The organism is Aurantimonas litoralis (assembly GCF_026153195.1).
GTDB lineage: Bacteria > Pseudomonadota > Alphaproteobacteria > Rhizobiales > Rhizobiaceae > Aurantimonas > Aurantimonas coralicida.
The window spans coordinates 1-15,887 of record NZ_JAPFBM010000009.1; the positions used below are offsets into that span (position 1 = coordinate 1).

General features: G+C 66.8%; 15 protein-coding genes. 5 read left to right on the forward strand and 10 right to left on the reverse strand.

Annotated elements, in window-relative coordinates; translation table 11 throughout:
- Both N7I30_RS16860 and N7I30_RS16865 read left to right on the forward strand, forming a co-directional pair.
- Positions 1-245: hypothetical protein (locus N7I30_RS16860; RefSeq protein WP_498640345.1), on the forward strand; the 245-nt coding region annotated here is incomplete at its 5' end.
- Positions 246-609: 364 nt separating this feature from the next.
- A complete protein-coding gene (locus tag N7I30_RS16865; RefSeq protein WP_188075485.1) occupies positions 610-1,047 on the forward strand; it encodes a Fur family transcriptional regulator in 438 nt (145 codons plus the stop codon).
- A gap of 98 nt (positions 1,048-1,145) precedes the next feature.
- Here the strand turns inward: N7I30_RS16865 and N7I30_RS16870 are convergent, their stop codons facing one another.
- Positions 1,146-1,580 (reverse strand): OsmC family protein, encoded by a 435-nt coding sequence (locus tag N7I30_RS16870; RefSeq protein WP_187392755.1) that lies wholly within the window; start codon positions 1,578-1,580, stop codon positions 1,146-1,148.
- A 196-nt stretch (positions 1,581-1,776) separates the two neighbouring features.
- On the opposite strand from N7I30_RS16870, the gene N7I30_RS16875 reads away from it, so the two are divergent.
- From N7I30_RS16875 to N7I30_RS16885, 3 genes are all read left to right on the forward strand, one after another.
- Entirely contained in the window at positions 1,777-2,736 is a 960-nt protein-coding gene (locus N7I30_RS16875; protein WP_498640348.1) for a tyrosine recombinase XerC, read from the forward strand.
- A 53-nt stretch (positions 2,737-2,789) separates the two neighbouring features.
- The gene (locus N7I30_RS16880) at positions 2,790-3,878 is read left to right on the forward strand and encodes a TraB/GumN family protein (protein ID WP_498640350.1); all 1,089 of its coding nucleotides are present in this window, start codon (positions 2,790-2,792) and stop codon (positions 3,876-3,878) included.
- 144 nt (positions 3,879-4,022) lie between these two features.
- The gene (locus tag N7I30_RS16885) at positions 4,023-4,199 is read left to right on the forward strand and encodes a hypothetical protein (protein ID WP_277022753.1); all 177 of its coding nucleotides are present in this window, start codon (positions 4,023-4,025) and stop codon (positions 4,197-4,199) included.
- A 112-nt stretch (positions 4,200-4,311) separates the two neighbouring features.
- Here the strand turns inward: N7I30_RS16885 and lpdA are convergent, their stop codons facing one another.
- The 9 genes from lpdA to mdh form a co-directional block, all read right to left on the reverse strand.
- Positions 4,312-5,721 (reverse strand): dihydrolipoyl dehydrogenase, encoded by a 1,410-nt coding sequence (lpdA, locus tag N7I30_RS16890; RefSeq protein WP_498640352.1) that lies wholly within the window; start codon positions 5,719-5,721, stop codon positions 4,312-4,314.
- 69 nt (positions 5,722-5,790) lie between these two features.
- Positions 5,791-6,216: an MAPEG family protein gene (locus tag N7I30_RS16895; protein ID WP_230786887.1), complete on the reverse strand. Its 426-nt coding sequence runs from the start codon at positions 6,214-6,216 to the stop codon at positions 5,791-5,793.
- Positions 6,217-6,311: 95 nt separating this feature from the next.
- Entirely contained in the window at positions 6,312-7,070 is a 759-nt protein-coding gene (locus N7I30_RS16900; protein ID WP_228241380.1) for an SDR family oxidoreductase, read from the reverse strand.
- A 77-nt stretch (positions 7,071-7,147) separates the two neighbouring features.
- On the reverse strand, positions 7,148-8,434 hold the full coding sequence (odhB, locus tag N7I30_RS16905; protein WP_498640355.1) for a 2-oxoglutarate dehydrogenase complex dihydrolipoyllysine-residue succinyltransferase: 1,287 nt from the start codon (positions 8,432-8,434) through the stop codon (positions 7,148-7,150).
- Between the two features lie 68 nt (positions 8,435-8,502).
- The gene (locus N7I30_RS16910) at positions 8,503-11,487 is read right to left on the reverse strand and encodes a 2-oxoglutarate dehydrogenase E1 component (RefSeq protein ID WP_024352176.1); all 2,985 of its coding nucleotides are present in this window, start codon (positions 11,485-11,487) and stop codon (positions 8,503-8,505) included.
- A gap of 194 nt (positions 11,488-11,681) precedes the next feature.
- Entirely contained in the window at positions 11,682-12,593 is a 912-nt protein-coding gene (sucD, locus tag N7I30_RS16915; protein WP_024352177.1) for a succinate--CoA ligase subunit alpha, read from the reverse strand.
- 75 nt (positions 12,594-12,668) lie between these two features.
- Positions 12,669-13,859 (reverse strand): ADP-forming succinate--CoA ligase subunit beta, encoded by a 1,191-nt coding sequence (gene sucC / locus N7I30_RS16920; RefSeq protein ID WP_187392747.1) that lies wholly within the window; start codon positions 13,857-13,859, stop codon positions 12,669-12,671.
- A gap of 61 nt (positions 13,860-13,920) precedes the next feature.
- Positions 13,921-14,484 carry a hypothetical protein gene (locus N7I30_RS16925; RefSeq protein WP_498640358.1) on the reverse strand — a complete coding sequence of 188 codons (564 nt, stop codon included), beginning with the start codon at positions 14,482-14,484 and terminating at the stop codon, positions 13,921-13,923.
- Between the two features lie 16 nt (positions 14,485-14,500).
- Entirely contained in the window at positions 14,501-15,463 is a 963-nt protein-coding gene (gene mdh, locus N7I30_RS16930; RefSeq protein WP_024352180.1) for a malate dehydrogenase, read from the reverse strand.
- Positions 15,464-15,887 lie beyond the last annotated feature (424 nt).

Genomic DNA, 15,887 nt, shown 5'->3' on the forward strand with positions numbered 1-15,887 from the left:
CCGACACGAAGCTCCAGGCAAACAATCCGCCGCCCACGCTTCTCTTTCTTCTCAATCTTCAGTTTTCAAAGAGCACGACACCGAACAAGCGATGGCGGCGGGCCGGTCGGGACTTCCATCCCCTGGACCCTGTCGAAGACCAGCCGTTTCCGGCGAACTCTTCTGGATGTCTGCGGCGGGGCCAAAACCAGAGCGAACCGAAGGGCTCGCCGGCGGCGCCCTCGCCGTCGATGAGTGGCTTATAGGCCCTCCCCGCTTTCGAAGTCAACACAGCTTTTTGGAAAAAACGACGGAAGCGAACTTTTTTCGAAACAGGCCGGATCGCCTGCCCCACAGGCTTCCCCGGCGTCATCGCGGATTCACAAAGGGCCCCGGCTTGCGGAAGCCCACGGCGCAAGGGGATCGCCACACGGGGCCTGCGGGAGCCTTCCCCTTGGTGCCGTCGTCAGCTCCGACGCAGGGGGTAGACGACACGCGGCGCGGCCGCACGGCTGTCGGCTTCTGCCGGACACCCAGCCCGGCGTCCGGATTTTCCTTTCGCGCCGTTTGGTATTAGGCCGGAACGACAGGCCTGCAGAGGCGCGACGGGGATGGCACGGGGACAGGCAGATGGGCGACAGGACCGAGGCGAACCCGCCGGGCCGTTACGAACGCATCCTGCGTGACGCCGGTGTCCGCATCACCCGGCCCCGGCGGATCATCCTGACGATTCTCGCCGATGGCGGCGACCATCCCGACGCGCTGGAGATCTTCCGGCGCACCGCGGCGATCGATCCCTCGATCTCGCTCTCCACCGTCTACCGCACCATGAAGCTCCTGGAGGAGAAGGGCGCGATCCAGCGCCATGTCTTCGAGGGCGGCCCGTCGCGATTCGAGCGCGCCGACGGCGATCACCACGACCACCTCATCGACATCGAATCGGGGGAGGTCGTCGAGTTCCGCTCCGACCGCATCGAGAAGCTGCAGGAAGAGATCGCCCGCGAGCTTGGCTACGAGATCGTCTCGCACCGGCTCGAACTCTACGGCCGCAAGCGCCGGAAGGACTGACCGCCCCTCACGCGGGGACACGCCTGACGCGAATCGGCCCGCGTCCTCTCGGGCACGGGCCGAACATTACAGTGTTTGCGCCCGCGATGCGGGCCGGCTCAGACCAGCTTGGCGTCGAGCGTCACGCTGATCGCGCCGAGGGCCTTGGACACCGGGCAGCCTTCCTTGGCGGTGTTGGCGAGTTCGTCGAACTTGCCCTGCTCGATCCCCGGGACCGTCGCTTCCAGGACGATGGCGCTGGACTTGATCTCGAAGCCGGCCTCGACCTGCTCGACATTCACGGTGGCGGTGGCCTTCAGCTCCTGCGCCGGCGTGCCGTTCTCGGCGAGGAAATGCGACAGCTGCATCGCGAAGCAGCCGGCATGGGCCGCGGCCAGCAATTCTTCCGGGTTGGTGCCGGACTTGCCGCTCTCGTCCTCGAAGCGCGCCTTGAAGGAATAGCCATGGTCGGACAGCGCGCCCGACTGCGTGGTGATCGCGCCGGTTCCATCCCCGAGTGCGCCCTTCCAGATTGCCGTTGCATGCCGTTTCATGAGAATCTCCTTGATCTGGCGCCGACCGGGCCGCTGCGATGGTGGCAACGGCCGAATGGGAGGTCGGCCCGCCTTGCCGCAACAACCGTCGGCGCCCGCAACAGTTCCGGCGAACACGATGCGTTCACCAAAGCGGCGATAGGCTGGTGGGTGCCCCGCGGACGCCGCGGGACCGGCGGCAGCAGGAGACACCGCGTTGACGCAGACGACGCTCATCCACGCGACCCGCCCGCTTCTCGACGAGAAGGCGGCCTGGCTGACGATCCTTGCCGACGAGCGGCGCAGCAGCCCGCATACGATCGAGGCCTATGAGCGCGATCTGCGCCAGTTCCTGGTCTTCCTCACCGACTATCATGCGCGCCCGGCGCAGCTCGCCGATCTCGCGGATCTGAAGACGGCCGATCTGCGCGGCTTCCTCGCCGCCCGGCGCCGCGACGGGGCGGGCGCCAAGACCATGGGCCGGGGTCTTGCCGGCGTCAGGTCCTTTATCCGGCATCTGGAGCGCAAGGGCCTTGCCTCCTCGGCCGGGGCCAAGGCGATGCGGGCCCCCAAACAGCCGAAATCGCTGCCGCGCCCCCTGACCGTCGGCGATGCGATGGCGGTGACAGAAGAGGCCGGCGCCTTTGCCGCCGAGGCCTGGATCGCGACCCGCGACGTCGCCATCCTCACCCTGCTCTATGGCTGCGGCCTGCGCATTTCCGAAGCCCTGTCGCTTCGCGGCGATGCGCTCAGCGACGCGACGGCCCGTTCGATGCCGGTCGCCGGCAAGGGCGGCAAGACCCGGCTGGTGCCGCTGCTCCCGGCCGTGCTGGAGGCGGTCGCCGAATATCGCCGTCTCTGCCCCTATCCACTCAACGCCGACAACGCGCTGTTTCGCGGCGCGCGCGGCGGACCGTTGCAGCCGCAGATCGTTCAGCGCGCCATGGCGCGGCTGCGCGGCGTTCTCGGCCTGCCCGACAGTGCGACGCCCCACGCGCTGCGCCATTCCTTCGCAACGCACCTCCTGGCCGGTGGCGGCGACCTGCGCACCATCCAGGATCTGCTCGGCCATGCCAGCCTGTCGACCACCCAGAACTATACGGCGGTGGATCAGGCCCGGCTGATGTCGATCTACGAGGACGCCCATCCCCGCGCCCGGCGCCGGCGCGCAAGCTGATTCGCTCCCCCATGCTTAGGTCTTTGGTCGCAATTGCCGCCTAGGCTCGCGCCATGCTGCACCTGATTTCCGCCGTCGCCGCGTCCGATCGACTGCCCCCGTCCGACACGGCCCTGCGCCGTCTCGAACGCCTGTTCCTCATGGTGCCGCTTGCGCTGCTCGCCCTGCTGTTTGCCGGCATCGCCGCGGTGCAGGCGGCCGACGCCGGGACCTGCAAGGCGACCGATCTCCTGGCGTCGCTCGAAGCCGATGGCAGGCTTGCCGCGGTCGAGGCGGAAGCGGCCCGGACCGTCAATGGCGAGGGCAAGCTGTTCCGCATCGAGAAGCCGGGTGTGCCGCCGTCCTTTCTTCTCGGCACCATGCATCTGGCCGATGCGCGTGTGCTGGCGCTCGGCGAGGCTGCCGAGGCCGCGCTGACCGATGCCCGAAGCCTGATGATCGAGACCACCGACGTCCTTGAGCCGGCAAAGGCCGCCGCCGCGTTTCTCGCCCATCCCGATCTGATCAATCTGCCCAAAGGCCAGACCCTCGCCGATCTTCTCTCCGACGAGGAGGAGACGCGAATCAGGGCGGCCCTCGACGCCCGCGGCATGCCGTTCCATGCCGTGCGCACCCTGCAGCCCTGGTTCCTGTCGATCAGCCTGATGCTGCCGGCCTGCGAGATGGCGCATCGCGCTGACGGCGCGGCGGTGCTCGACGCGGCCCTCGCGCAGCGCGCCATGGCTGCGGGGAAGCCGGTGGAGGGCCTCGAAACGTCGGCCGAGCAGCTGGCGGCCCTCGCCTCCCTGCCGATGGAGCTGCAGCTCGAAGGCCTCGTCGCCACGGTCGATCTGGCAGAGCATCTGCCCGACGTCATGGAGACCATGGTCTCGCTCTATGTCGACGGGCGGATCGCCATGATCATGCCGACGATCGAAGCGGCGATCCCCAATGGCGGGGTGCTGGTCGGCGCCGGCGACGGCTATGCCGAGTTCGAAGAGCGAATCGTGACCGATCGCAACCGCCGCATGGCGGAGCGCATGCAGCCGATGCTGACGGCGGGCGCCGCCTTCGTCGCCGTGGGCGCCCTGCATCTGCCGGGCGAAGAGGGCATCGTCGCCCTGCTGCGCGAGGCCGGCTGGACGGTCACCCGGGCCGACTGACCTTGTGCGGACAACCGGGGGCAGGCCGGCATTCCCGGACGCGACTGCACCGAAACGTGAATACGCCTGGCATATCGGCGCTGGCCGGAGCGGGCGTGGCGACCTTAAGCTTTGCGGATCGCAACAGCCAAGGAGACATGCCGCATGAAATCCTTTCTCGCTGTCACGCTGGGCGCCGGCCTCCTGGCCGCCGCCTCCACCGGAGCGGTCGCCGCCTGCGCGTCGCATGTCACGGCCGACGCGCCGATGACCCCGATCGTCACCGCCGACACGAGCGGCACCGACACCGCACCGATCGCGACGCCCGACAAGAAGAGCTGATCGCGCGCTCCCAAACGAGGAAAGGCCCGGCTGCTTCTGGCGGCCGGGCCTTTTTCATGGCGCGAAATGATTCACGTGAAACGCCGGCGGGCGATCCCGCCCGGTGCTCCGGTCAGATATGGATCGGCTTGGCGAAGGCCGCGAAGGCGGCCTCGCGCATGGCTTCCGACAGGGTCGGATGGGCATGCGAGGTGCGTGCGAGATCCTCGGACGATCCGCCGAACTCCATCAGCAGTCCCGCCTCGGCGATAAGGTCGCCGGCATCGGCGCCGAGGATGTGGCAGCCCAGCACCCGATCGGTCTCGGCATCGACCAGGAACTTCACGAAACCGTCGGTCTGCAGCATGGCGCGGGCGCGGCCATTCGCCATGAAGGGGAACTTGCCGACCCGGTAGGCGACGCCCGCCTGCTTCAGCTCCTCCTCGGTCTTGCCGACCGATGCGACTTCCGGTGAGGTGTAGACCACCGACGGGATCGCGTCGTAATTCACGTGGCCGGCCTGGCCGGCGAGGATCTCGGCCAGCGCGACGCCCTCGTCCTCGGCCTTGTGGGCCAGCATCGCGCCCTTCACCACGTCGCCGATGGCGTAGATGCCGTCGACATTGGTCTTGAAATGCGCGTCGATCTCGACCCGGCCGCGATCGTCCAGCGCAACGCCCGCCTCTTTGAGGCCGAGACCTGCCGTGAACGGCTTGCGGCCCGTCGCGACGAGCACGACGTCGGCGTCCAGCGTCTCCGCCTCGCCGCCCTTGGCCGGCTCGAAGCTCACGGAGGCGCCCTTGTCCGACTTCGTCACCGCGGTGACCTTGGCGCCGAGCTTGAAGGTGAGGCCCTGCTTGACCATCAGCTTCTGGAAAGCGGTGGAGACCTCGCTGTCCATCGGCCCGAGCACCTTGTCGAGGTATTCGACCACGGTGACCCTGGCGCCGAGGCGGGCCCAGACCGAGCCGAGCTCCAGCCCGATCACGCCGCCGCCGACGACGACCATCGTCTCCGGGACCTTCTGCAGGGCGATGGCATCGTCCGAGGAGACGATCGTGTCGGTGTCGAAGGCGACCTCGACGCCGGGAATGCCGGCGACGTCCGAGCCGGTGGCGATGCAGATGTTCTTCGCCGACAGGGTCTCGGTGGTGCCGTCTTCCTTTGCCACCTCCACCTCGGAGGCCGACTTGATGCGGCCCGTGCCGATGACGCCGGTGATCTTGTTCTTCTTGAACAGGAAGGCGATGCCGTCGACATTCGACTTCACCGTCTTGTCCTTGTGGGCCAGCATCTTCGACAGGTCGAGCTTCGGCTCGACGGCGATGCCGAGCTCGCCGAAGCTGTGATTGGCCTCGGCGAACATTTCCGACGCATAGAGCAGCGCCTTGGACGGAATGCAGCCGACATTCAGGCAGGTGCCGCCGTAGGTCTTGCGCTTTTCGACGACGGCGACCTTGAGGCCGAGCTGCGCCGCCTTGATGGCGCAGACATATCCGCCGGGTCCCGATCCGATGACGACGAGGTCGAAGGGTTCAGCCATGTCCAGTCCTGTTCGTGCGGTGTGGGCCGTGGCCCGGTGTCTTGAAGATAAGGTCGGCGGGAGCCAACGTCAGGCGAGAAGATCATAGACCATCAGGATCAGCCCGATGATCGAGATCACGAAAGCGAGGGTGCGGATGACAGGGATGCCGGCATAATAGATCGGCGCATAGGCGACGCGGGCCCAGAACCAGAGCTGGGCGCCGGTCAGCCCGAGCCCGCCGGTCTGGCCGGACACGATCAGGCCGAGGATCGCCGCGGCGAAGAACGGGTAGGTTTCCATGTAATTGGCAAAGGCGCGCCGGGCGCGGCCGGCCAGTCCCCCGGTCGGCCGCGGGTCACCCTCGCGCGACGAGGCGGCGGTCTTCGGGCCGATGGCGGGGATCGCCGTCACGATGTGGACGGCCAGCATGACAAGCCCCAGGATCACCGACCAGCCGAGGAGCGTCAGCTCCATCGGCGTTGCGGCGAACGTCGCGGCGATCTCGGTTTCCATGCTGCGCGTCCTTCTGCCGGCCCGTCTTCTGCGATCGTGGCCATGCGTTGATGGAAGCCGCTACGCTGCGATGGCTTGCAGCGCGGATCGTTGGATCACGGCCAGATCGAGCGTGCGCCGGACACGTCGAGGATCGCGCCGGTCGAATAGCTGGCCGCGTCGGAGGCAAGCCACAGGATGGCGCCGGCGACTTCCTGCGCCGTGCCCGCGCGCTTCATCGGCAGGCCGGGCCCGAGCTGGGCCACCCGGTCCGGCTGGCCGCCCGAAGCGTGAATGTCGGTGTCGATGATGCCCGGACGCACCGCGCAGACGCGGATGCCGTCGTCGATCAGTTCCTTGGCGAGACCGACGGTCAACGTGTCGATGGCGCCCTTGGAGGCGGCATAGTCAAGATACTGGCCCGGCCCGCCGAGCTTGGCCGCGACCGACGACAGATTGACGATCGCGCCGCCCTTGCCGCCATGGCTCTTGCCCATGCGCCTGGCCGCTTCGCGGGCGCACAGGATGCTTCCGGTGATGTTGATGCGGAACATGCGCTCCAGCCGCTCGACCGTCATGTCGGCCAGCGTGCCGGCCTCGTCGACGATGCCGGCATTGTTGATCAGTGCGGTGAGCGGGCCGAGCCGGTCGGCGGCCTCGAAGATCGCCAGGATGTCGGCCTCGACACCGACATCGCCCTTGACCGCGACGGCCTTGCCACCGGCGGCCTCGATGTCGGCGACGACGGCGTTGGCCGCGGCTTCGTTGGACGCGTAATTGACCACGACCGCATAGCCGGCCTTGGCACCGGCCTTTGCAGTGGCCGCGCCGATCCCGCGCGAGCCGCCGGTCACGATCATCACTCCGTCAGCCATCAGGCCGTACTCCCTTGCTCAAACTCGGGACCGGCCGGGTCCATCCCGGCCGGACGCATGTGTCCTTCGCCGAACGCCTAGAGGTCGAGGACCAGACGCTCGGGATCTTCCAGGCTCTCCTTGACCCGCACGAGGAAGGTTACGGCCTCCTTGCCGTCGACGATCCGGTGGTCGTAGCTGAGCGCCAGATACATCATCGGCCGGATCACCACCTGGCCGCCGATGGCCATCGGCCGTTCCTGGATCTTGTGCATGCCGAGAATGCCCGACTGCGGGGCATTCAGGATCGGCGTCGACATCAGCGAGCCGTAGACGCCGCCATTGGAGATGGTGAAGGTGCCGCCCTGCATGTCGGACACGCCGAGCTTGCCGTCACGGGCCATCAGGCCCAGCCGGCCGATTTCCTTCTCGACCTCGGCGATCGACATCTGGTCGGCATCGCGCACCACCGGCACGACGAGGCCCTTGGCTGTGCCGACGGCGACGCCGATATGGGCGTAGTTCTTGTAGATCAGGTCGGTGCCGTCGATCTCGGCATTGACCGCCGGGACTTCCTTCAGCGCGTGGCAGACCGCCTTGGTGAAGAAGCCCATGAAGCCGAGCTTCACGCCGTGCTTCTTCTCGAACAGGTCCTTGTACTTCTTGCGCATCTCCATGACCGCGGTCATGTCCACCTCGTTGAAGGTGGTCAGCATGGCGGCCGTGTCCTGCGCGTCCTTCAGGCGCCGGGCGATGGTCTGGCGCAGGCGGGTCATCCTGACCCGCTCCTCGCGGCTCTCGTCGTCACCGGCGGACGGCGCACGGGCAGCGGGAACCTGCGGCTTTTCCTGCGGGCTAGACGGCGCGCCGCGGGCGATGGTCTCGAGGACATCGCCCTTGAGCACCTGGCCGCGCTTGCCAGAGCCGGCGACGTCGCCGTCAGACAGGCCCTTCTCTTCCATCATCTTGCGGGCCGACGGCGCCGCCGGCATCTCGCCGGAACCCTTGCCGGCCTCCTGCGCGGGCGATGCGGCATCGCCCTTGGCGCCGCCGCCGTAATCGGCCTTGGTCTCGCCGCCGGCATCCGCCTTGGCTTCCTGGCTCTTCGGCTTCTCCGTCGGAGCCGTGGTGCCGGCATCCGAACCCGAGCCCTCGCCGATCGATCCGATGACCGTGCCGACCGCGACGGTCTCGCCTTCCGGCACGGCGATGTCCTGGAGCACGCCGGCGGCGGGAGCCGGCACCTCGACCGTCACCTTGTCGGTTTCCAGCTCGGCCAGCGTCTCGTCCATCTCGACCCGGTCGCCGGGCTTCTTGAACCACTGGCCGATGGTTGCCTCGGTAACGGATTCACCCAGCGTCGGGACTTTGATTTCGGTGCTCATCGCTCTTCAGATCTCTTCTGGTCGGGTTCGGTCGGGACGACCTTGTTTCAGCGCGGCGTCTGGGTGGCTCAGCCGAGGGCGTCTTCGAGGAAGGCCGCCAGCTGCGCCTGATGCGTCGACATGGTGCCGGCCGCCGGCGAGGCGGCGGGGTTGCGACCGGTATAACGGACGCGACGCTTCTCGGCACCGATATGTTCCAGCACCCATTCCAGATAGGGGTCGACGAAGGACCAGGCACCCATGTTCTTGGGCTCTTCCTGGCACCAGACCATCTCGGCCTGCTTGAAGCGGGCGAGCTCGTGGATCAGCGCCTTGGCCGGGAACGGATAGAGCTGCTCGAGACGCAGCAGGTACACGTCGTTGGTGCCGCGCTTCTCGCGCTCTTCCAGAAGGTCGTAATAGACCTTGCCGGTGCACATCACGACGCGCCGGATCTTGTCGTCCTTGACCAGCTTGATCGGCGAATCCTTGCGCATCTCGGCATCGTCCCAGAGCAGGCGATGGAACGAGGTGTCGCCGGACATCTCCGACAGGTCGGAGACCGCCCGCTTGTGGCGCAGCAGCGACTTCGGCGTCATCAGGATCAGCGGCTTGCGGAAGTCGCGCTTCAGCTGCCGGCGCAGGATGTGGAAATAGTTTGCCGGCGTCGTGACGTTGGCGACCTGCATGTTGTCCTCGGCGCACATCTGCAGGAAGCGCTCCAGCCGGGCCGACGAATGCTCCGGCCCCTGCCCCTCATAGCCATGCGGCAGCAGGCAGACGAGGCCCGACATGCGCAGCCATTTGCGCTCGCCCGACGAGATGAACTGGTCGAAGACCACCTGCGCGCCATTGGCGAAATCGCCGAACTGGGCTTCCCAGAGGGTCAGCGCATTCGGCTCGGAGAGCGAATAGCCGTATTCATAGCCCAGCACCGCCTCTTCCGAGAGCATCGAGTTGATGACCTCGTAGATCGCCTGCCCCTTGGCCAGATGGGCGAGCGGCACGTAGCGGGTCTCGTCCTCCTGGTCGTAGAGCACCGAATGGCGCTGCGAGAAGGTGCCGCGCTCCGAATCCTGGCCCGACAGGCGGACCGGATGGCCTTCCGTCACCAGCGTGCCGAAGGCCAGGGCCTCGCCGGTCGCCCAGTCGATGCCCTCGCCGCTCTCGATCATCTTGGAGCGGTTGTCGAGGAAGCGCTTGACGGTGCGGTGGACGTTGAAGCCCTTCGGCACGGCCGACAGCTTGGCACCGATCTCCTTCAGCGTCTTCAGCGGCACGCCGGTCACGCCGCGCCGCGGCTCGTCGACTTCCTCGGCCTTGCGCAGGCCGGCCCAGGCGCCGTCCAGCCAGTCGGCCTTGTTGGGCAGATAGGACTGGCCGGCCTCGAACTCGGCCTCCAGCGTCTTGCGCCACTCGGCCTTGCGCTCCTCGACATCCGCCTCGGAGACGACGCCCTCGGCGATCAGCTTCTTGGTGTAGATCTCCAGCGTCGTGGGATGCTGGCGGATCGCCTTGTACATGATCGGCTGGGTGAACGCCGGCTCGTCGCCCTCGTTGTGGCCGTAGCGGCGGTAGCAGAACATGTCGATGACGACCGGCTTGTGGAACTTCATCCGGTATTCGGTCGCCACCTTCACCGCGTAGACCACGGCTTCCGGATCGTCGCCATTGACGTGGAAGATCGGCGCCTCGACCATCTTCGCCACGTCCGACGGATAGGGCGAGGAGCGCGACAGCCGCGGATTGGTGGTGAAGCCGATCTGGTTGTTGATGATGAAGTGTAGCGAGCCGGCGACCCGGTGGCCGCGCAGGCTGGACAGGCCGAAGCACTCGGCCACGACGCCCTGGCCGGCGAAGGCCGCGTCACCGTGGATCAGGAGCGGCATGATCTTGGAGCGGGTGTCGAGCGGCACGAGCTCGGTGCGCGTGCGCCCGGCAATGGCGTCCTGTTTGGCGCGCGCCTTGCCCATCACGACGGGATCGACGATCTCCAGATGCGACGGGTTGGCGGTCAGCGACAGATGCACCTTGTTCTGGTCGAACTCGCGGTCCGACGAGGCACCCAGATGGTACTTCACGTCGCCTGAGCCTTCGACGTCCTCGGGCTTGTAGGAGCCGCCCTTGAACTCGTGGAAGATCGCCCGGTGCGGCTTGGCCATGACCTGGCTGAGAACGTTCAGGCGGCCGCGATGGGCCATGCCGAAGACGATCTCCTTCAGGCCGAGCTGGCCGCCGCGCTTGATGATCTGCTCCAGCGCCGGGATCAGCGATTCGCCGCCGTCGAGGCCGAAGCGCTTGGTGCCCTTGTACTTGACGTCGAGAAACTTCTCGAAGCCCTCGGCCTCGATCAGCTTGTTGAGGATCGCCTTCTTGCCCTGCTCGGTGAAGGCGATGCCCTTGTCGGGGCCCTCGATCCGCTCCTGCAGCCAGCCCTTCTCCTCCGGATTGGAGATGTGGGTGAACTCGACGCCGAGCGTCGTGCAATAGGTGCGCTCGAGGATGTCGACCATCTCGCGGATCGACGCGAATTCGAGGCCGAGCACCTTGTCGATGAAGATCTTGCGGTCGAAATCGGCCTCGGTGAAGCCGTAGGCCTGGGGCGACAATTCGTTGTAGTCGTCGTCCGCCGGCTTGGCGATGCCGAGCGGGTCGAGCTTGGCGTGCAGATGGCCGCGCACGCGGTAGGCCCGGATCAGCATGATCGCGCGGACCGAATCCTGCGCAGCCTGCTGGACGGCCGCGCTGGACAGGTCGACGCCCGATTCCTGCGCCTTCTGCTTGACCTTGGCCTCGATCTTCTGGGCCGTCGGGCCCCAGTCGCCGTCGAGCGCCGAGACCAGATCGCCATTGGCGGCGATCGGCCAGTTGGCCCGCTCCCAGGAGGGACCTTCCGCGCTCTTGATGACGTCGTCGCGATCGTCCTTCAGCTCCTTGAAGAAGTCGCTCCATTCGGCCGGGACCGAGGATGGATCGGTCTCGTAGCGGGCGTGAAGATCCTCGATGTAGTCGGCGTTGCCGCCGTACAGGAACGAGGTGAGCGCGAAGGTTTCGTTCGCCTGATTGCGTGCCATCGTATCGTTGCGACCACCGTTCGGGGGCCGTCTCCTATCAGCGATTCATCGATGATGCCGGACGCGCGAATCGCGGCCGGCACCCGTGTTTCGATCCTTCTTCCCCGCGTTTCAGGCATTGCCGTGACGCGGGAACCCGTTCCTGTCGCGGGGCATCGCGTGGACGCCCCGCCTTTCCGACGTGAGCCGGACGATCAGCCCTTGAGCAGCTCGACCAGCGTCTTGCCGAGCTGTGCCGGCGACGGCGACACGCGGATGCCGGCCGATTCCATCGCCGCGATCTTGTCCTCGGCGCCGCCCTTGCCGCCGGAGACGACCGCGCCGGCATGGCCCATGGTGCGGCCCTTGGGCGCCGTGCGGCCGGCAATGAAGCCGACCGTCGGCTTGGAGCGGCCCTTCTTGGCCTCGTCCTTGAGGAACTGCGCGGCTTCCTCTTCGGCCGAACCGCCGATCTCGCCGATCATGATCATCGACTTGGTTTCGTCGTCGGCCAGGAACATCTCCAGCATGTCGATGAACTCGGTGCCCTTGACCGGGTCGCCGCCGATGCCTACGGCCGTGGTCTGGCCGAGCCCTTCATTGGTGGTCTGGAAGACCGCCTCGTAGGTCAACGTGCCCGAGCGCGAGACGATCCCGACATTGCCGGTCTTGAAGATGTTGCCCGGCATGATGCCGATCTTGCACTGCTCCGGCGTCAGCACGCCCGGGCAGTTCGGGCCGAGCAGGCGCGACTTCGACTTGTCGAGCTTGGCCTTCACCCGGACCATGTCGGACACCGGAATGCCCTCGGTGATGCAGACGATCAGGCCGATCTCGGCGTCGATCGCCTCCTCGATGGCGGCGGCGGCGCCGGCCGGCGGCACGTAGATGACCGAAGCGGTGGCGCCGGTCTTGTCGCGGGCTTCGACGACGGAGGAGAAGATCGGCAGCTGGACGGTGCGTCCGTCGGACTGCCCCTCCCACATCTCGCCGCCCTTCTTGGGATGGGTGCCGCCGACCATCTGCGTGCCGTAATAGGCCAGCGCCTGCTCGGTGTGGAAGGAACCGGTCTTGCCGGTCAGGCCCTGGACGATGACCTTGGTGTTCTTGTCGACGAGAATGGACATGGGTTCTGGGGAACTCCGTAGAGGGTCAGTCAGCAGTCGGGATGGCGGCCGCGCCGATCGGGCGGCCGGATCGCATCAGCCGACCGCCGCAACGATTTTCTTGGCTGCGTCGTCGAGATCGTCGGCCGCGGTGATGGCGAGGCCGCTGTCGTTGAGGATCGCCTTGCCCTTGTCGACATTGGTGCCTTCCAGGCGCACGACCAGCGGCACCTTCAGCCCGACTTCCTTGACGGCTGCGACCACGCCCTCGGCGATGACGTCGCATTTCATGATGCCGCCGAAGATGTTGACGAGGATTCCCTTCACGGCCGGATCGGCGGTGATGATCTTGAACGCCGCCGTCACCTTCGCCTTGTCGGCGCCGCCGCCCACGTCGAGGAAGTTGGCCGGCTCCTTGCCGTAGAGCTTGATGATGTCCATCGTCGCCATGGCGAGGCCGGCGCCGTTGACCATGCAGCCGATGTCGCCGTCGAGGGCGACATAGGCGAGGTCGTATTTCGACGCCTCGATCTCCTTGGCGTCTTCCTCGCTCTCGTCGCGCAGCGCCTTGATGTCGTCGTGGCGGAACAGCGCGTTGCCGTCGAAGGAGACCTTGGCGTCGAGGACGCGCAGGCGGCCATCGGTCATGACGATCAGCGGGTTGATCTCCAGAAGGCTCATGTCCTTCTCGGTGAACGCCTTGTAGAGGATCGGGAACAGCGACATGCCGTCCTGGCGAGCCTGGCCGTCGAGCTCAAGCGCATCGCACAGCTTGCCGGCATCCGCCTCGGTCACGCCCTCGAGCGGGTCGATGGCGACGGTGATGATCTTCTCCGGCGTCTCGTGGGCGACGGTCTCGATGTCCATGCCGCCCTCGGTGGAGGCGACGAAGGCCACCCGGCCGACCGCGCGGTCGACGAGGATCGAGAGATAGAGCTCACGGTCGATATCGGCGCCGTCCTCGATATAGAGGCGGTTCACCTGCTTGCCGGCATCGCCCGTCTGGGCGGTGACCAGCGTGTTGCCGAGCATCTCGGTGGCATGCTGGACGACTTCCTCGACCGACTTGGCGAGGCGCACGCCGCCCTTGGCGTCCGGGCCGAGTTCCTTGAACTTGCCCTTGCCGCGGCCGCCGGCGTGGATCTGGCTCTTCACGACATAGAGGGGACCGGGCAGCTGCCGGGCGGCGGCTTCGGCCTCGGAGACCTGCGTGATCGGCACACCGCTGGCGACCGGCGCGCCGAAGCCCTTGAGGACTTCCTTGGCTTGATACTCGTGGATGTTCATGAAGTGCCTTCCTTTTGAGAAGCCTGCCGGCGGGAACGATCCGGCATGATGGGAGAAACGGTCATTGCAGACCGCCGAAGGATGAGGCGGGACCGCCGGCCGTGCCGATGAGCACCGGCCGGTCGCGTCCGCATTGGAAGATGGTGCTGAGATCGGCGGCGCCGCGCGCCATGCCGTTCGCCTGTTCGTTGCCAGCATCGAGCACGGCCACCGCACAGCCGGGCGTCTCGCCATTGCCGACGCGCGAGACGAGGAGCACGTCGCTCGTCTCGCCCACCTCGGCGCCGTCGAGATGATAGCGCACGATCGCCGCATAGGGCGCGCCGCGCTCGTCCACCCGCCACTCGATCGTCGATCCGAGCGAATTGAACGGGGCGAAGCTCTGGAATTCCGGCACCGCGCCGAAGCCGATCGAGACGCGCAGATCGCCCTCTGAGACGAAGACCGCCCGGCCCTCGATGCCGGGACAGATCCATTCGCCCGAGCCGCCATCCTCGGTGGCGATGGCGACGGTCTCGCAGGCGTCGAGATCCAGATCCGTGTAGACGCTCTCGCCCGCCAGTGCCGCAACCGGCACCGTCAGGGCGGCGAGGACGCCGCCCATCAGCGAGAGAGAGGAGGACACGGATCCGGTCACTGGCTTACTTGAGATTGGGCGCGATGCCCTGGCAGGCTTCCATGAGCCCCTGCACCGAGGCAACCGACTTTTCGAACTGGCCCTTCTCGTCGGAATCCAGCTCGATCTCGATCACCCGCTCGACGCCGTCGGCGCCGATGACGCAGGGCACGCCCACATACATGTCCTTCAGGCCGTACTCGCCCTTGAGGGCGGCGGCGCAGGGCAGGACGCGCTTCTTGTCCTTCAGGAAGCTCTCGGCCATCTGGATCGCCGAGGAGGCCGGCGCGTAATAGGCCGAGCCGGTCTTCAACAGGCCGACGATCTCGGCGCCACCGTCGCGGGTGCGCTGGACGATCTCCTCGAGCCGCTCGGCCGAGCACCAGCCCATCTTGACCAGATCCGGCAGCGGAATGCCGGCCACCGTGGAATAGCGGGTCAGCGGCACCATCGTGTCGCCATGGCCGCCGAGAACAAAGGCGGTGACGTCCTCGACCGAAACCTTGAACTCGTCGGCGAGGAAGGTGCGGAAGCGCGAAGAATCCAGGACGCCGGCCATGCCGACCACCTTGGACTTCGGCAGGCCCGAGAACTTCTGCAGCGCCCAGACCATCGCGTCGAGCGGGTTGGTGATGCAGATGACGAAGGCGTCGGGGGCGTATTTCGCGATGCCGGCGCCGACCTGCTCCATGACCTTGAGGTTGATGCCCAGAAGATCGTCGCGGCTCATGCCCGGCTTGCGCGGCACGCCGGCGGTGACGATGCAGACATCGGCGCCCTCGATGGCCGCATAGTCGTTGGCGCCCGACAGATGGCCGTCGAAGCCCTCGACCGGACCGGACTGGGCGATGTCGAGGGCCTTGCCCTGCGGCGTCCCCTCGGAGATGTCGAACAGGACGACGTCGCCGAGGTCCTTCAGGCTGGCGAGATGCGCCAGCGTGCCGCCGATCATGCCGGAACCGATGAGTGCGATCTTCTTGCGTGCCACGGGCTGATCCTTCTGCTGCAGGCCGGGCCGCAACGGCGCCGGCAACCGCCTGGATGGTCTTCGAACACAGCAAAAGGGAGAGTGTCGCCCGTCTCGCCGAATCCGACCTTGTCCGGGACAGCCGCAGCGAGTTCTTCCGCGCGCGCGAGCGAGTGGACGAAAGACATCGCAACGGTGCCCCCGTTGCGGCATGGCAATAGACCGCACCGGTAGCTTATGCAACCGGCGAAAACGGGCATCAAGGAATTCAAACGGTTAGATGCATCGGGGGTTACGTAAGCGTAAAAGCAATTGGCAAGCCCGATCAAGGCGGAAGCGCCAGAGCGCAAGAAGTCCGTGTCGGCGCAGAAACATTCGCCCGCAGGGCCGATTGCCGGCCTCGCAGGGCCTCATGGGCCACCGAACCGCTGAAACGGGCGACGGT